At 53.4% G+C, this 2,961-nt stretch carries 1 protein-coding gene; it reads left to right on the top strand.

Annotated features, from left to right (window positions below):
• Positions 1-252 precede the first annotated feature (252 nt).
• Positions 253-2,655, top strand: coding sequence for a hypothetical protein (locus FJO69_RS02910; RefSeq protein ID WP_170177190.1), 2,403 nt, complete (start codon positions 253-255; stop codon positions 2,653-2,655).
• Positions 2,656-2,961: the final 306 nt, after the last annotated feature.

Here is a 2,961-nt window from a genome sequence, read left to right as displayed (position 1 = left end):
CCGCCACTGAGTGTCAGGCGGCGGCTGAGTTTTTAAGTGGCGAATGCGAGAATTACTAATCCAGGCCGGGGTGGGAGTTGCTTGCTTGTGTGCTTACTGGGCTTGGCGCTACTGGGCGGGATGTGGGCATGTACATCGGGTCGGCAGGGTCGGCGCCGGTCGCGCCGTGCCACAAAACATGTGGTGGATCCGGGGGGTTTGGTTGATACTTTATTGCATGGGCCCCGCAACTTACATGATGTACAACATGTAATGGAACTGCTTGCTTCTGTCGCCGCTGGCGATGAGCTGTCATTGGATTTATTGGAACATTTAGAAATCAGTGGTATTCCTCATAATAAAATAGAAGCTTGGTTGCAAAAAGACCCTGACCACGTTATAGCCTTAGTTAATGAGTGGGTGGGTATCCGCAAAAAAAAACACCCAGAACAACATATCAGTGCTCCCAGCATTGTCGAGGAATCCCCGTCCCTGTCACCCGCAGAAGGCGACCCCCCGCCGCCAGCCGAGGACGATGAACCTGACAACTTGGACCCACTTGCTCCTGAATCAAACGGAAACAACTCTGTGGAACAGCCTAGTGTGGGGGGTCACGCACCTGATCGAGGGGGTCTCCACCTACCCGGTGATCGGTACCTTGGCCCTTTTAACCCTTTGGAAAATGGTCCCCCGAGGGACGTGGTGGACGCCTATGCGCGGATCCACGACTATCGGTATGACCAATTACAAAAATTAGGCTATAACCCCTACCTCGTTTTCAACATCGGGGACCAGGAACTAATCGATAACTTAAAGTCCCAACCTGGTGTGCGGGCATCACTTGCCCGCCAAGTCTTTGAAATAAAACGTGACATTACGCCACATTTACATTTACAGAACCCCCTCCCCGAGGTGCCAAGTTGGGCAGCTGGACAAGCCGCGGTGCGGGCCATGGCCGCTGCCACTGAAGAATCCGGTGCCGGTGGGGGCGCCCTCCCCGGACCCGCGGTGTGGAGTCAAGGCGCCACCTTCGGGGAGGAGACCGTGACCTGTTTCATGACCCGCAGGTGCTACTTACCCTTCAATGAAGATCCTGTATATAAACCCATAACCATTCAGGGAAAACATATGCTACGGGTACATGATGGGAATCTTTGGAATTCCGAGAGAAACTTGGAACTAGACCATCCTGTGTTAGGATACCAGACCCCCTGGCATTACCCCGATTTAAATTCGTTAAATTTATATTTTTCCCCATTAGAATTTCAACACCTTTTGGAACAATATTCCGAGATAGCTCCAAAGTCGTGGGAGGTCATCGTTAGTGACATCGTAGTTAAGGACGTAGCCACTCAGAATCAAACCACTCACGTTACCGACTCCCCGACGGGCGGCTTAGCCATCTTCGCAGATAGCAGTTATCGATTTCCCTATGTGTTGGGAACCGGTCAGAACACATTACCTTCTGACATCCCCACAGAGGTTTACTTACTACCACAGTATGCATACCTAACCACAGGCAGCATACAGAATCGTCATTCGGGCCGGGCCACCGACCAGGTGACCGTACCCAATGAGGAGACAGACTTTTATGTCTTGGAACACAGTACTTTTGGAATTTATAAAACAGGAGATTTCTTTACGCACTCTTACACCTTTCCGACCCTGACCCCAAAACACCTAACGGGGTCCTCCCAACATTTCTTCTTGATGGAAAACCCCCTTTATGGGTGCCGGTATGACATATTAGAAGAAGCCGGTACTCGGGCCCGCTGGCGCCACATAAATAAAGATGAATATGGCATCAAGCCCCAAAACTTTCTGCCAGGGCCCATGACGGGCACCCATCTTGCCACCCAAGGCGAGAATGCCGGCAAGACAGAGTTACAGCGGGTTTTAACAGGGACGGCGGTTGGGCGGACACCGGCTACCCGGTGGTCGTTCCGCCCGGGGCCAGTCTCCCAGCCGTATGCTCATGCCCCGGCGGATGACCCGACGAAAGATGTCCCTGACATCAATGTGGATGCCATTGCCCATGGCTACCATGAACCCATAGGACAAGACTCCGATGGTGTCCTGTTACAACAAGGGCGCCTGCCAAATGACCGGGAACAGGCCAAACAATTGTCGGGCATTGACACACAGTACTACCCAGTGACTTCGCTGGGTCAAAGTTTTGCCAACACACGAGGAAGTGGCTCGGGGCGTCCCCTGTTGCCCGGGTCGGTGTGGAATGAACGGAGTCTACATTATGAAACCCAGATCTGGGCCAAAATCCCCATTTGTGACCGGAGCTTCATGGCAGACTCTCCCATGCTGGGCGGCTGGGGGTGTGTCAGCCCGCCCCCGATGCTCTTCTTTAAAATGATCCCCACGCCAGCCCCCCTAGGGACGAATGTACAACATGACGCAGAGTCTAAGGAAGGGGGGGCACTACATCAATATGCAGTCTTCAATCTCACAGTGAAGATGGTCTGGCATGTGAAGAAGCGCGGCCCTGGCAGCCGGTGGAATCCCCAACCGGCCGTCTATCCCCCGACTGGGAGGGGTACTCATCCCTACCTACTGTATAATAATCTGCACCTTGAAGGGGCAGACTCATCCGTCTATGGCCACAAGGGCTATGAACGCAGTGACCAGTTATGGACGGCGAAGGCCCGTGTACACCACTTGTAAGCAATAAAATATTCTACCACCAGATGGCACTGTGTCGCGTGGTTTTTGGAGAGGGGCCCAAAAGCTACTATGTCACCTGATCGCGGATGGCGCCGCTCCAAGGGCGGGACTTACAAGCGCGGGAAATTCGAAAAGCGCGCCGGCGGGAAATTTGAAAAAAGCGCGGGAATTTCAAAAAAAGCGCGGGAAAGTCCGTTAAAGATGGCGCCACCGGAAGCGGAAATACGTCACAGTGACGTCAAGGGGTCACGGCCACGTCACTTCCGGAATTAGGGTTGGCAGGCCGCCAAGGAGTGAGGGTTAACA

This window comes from [Mycoplasma] falconis (genome assembly GCF_006385795.1).
GTDB classification, from domain to species: Bacteria; Bacillota_I; Bacilli_A; order Mycoplasmatales; family Metamycoplasmataceae; genus Metamycoplasma; species Metamycoplasma falconis.
This window is presented reverse-complemented; position numbering and strand designations above follow the sequence as displayed.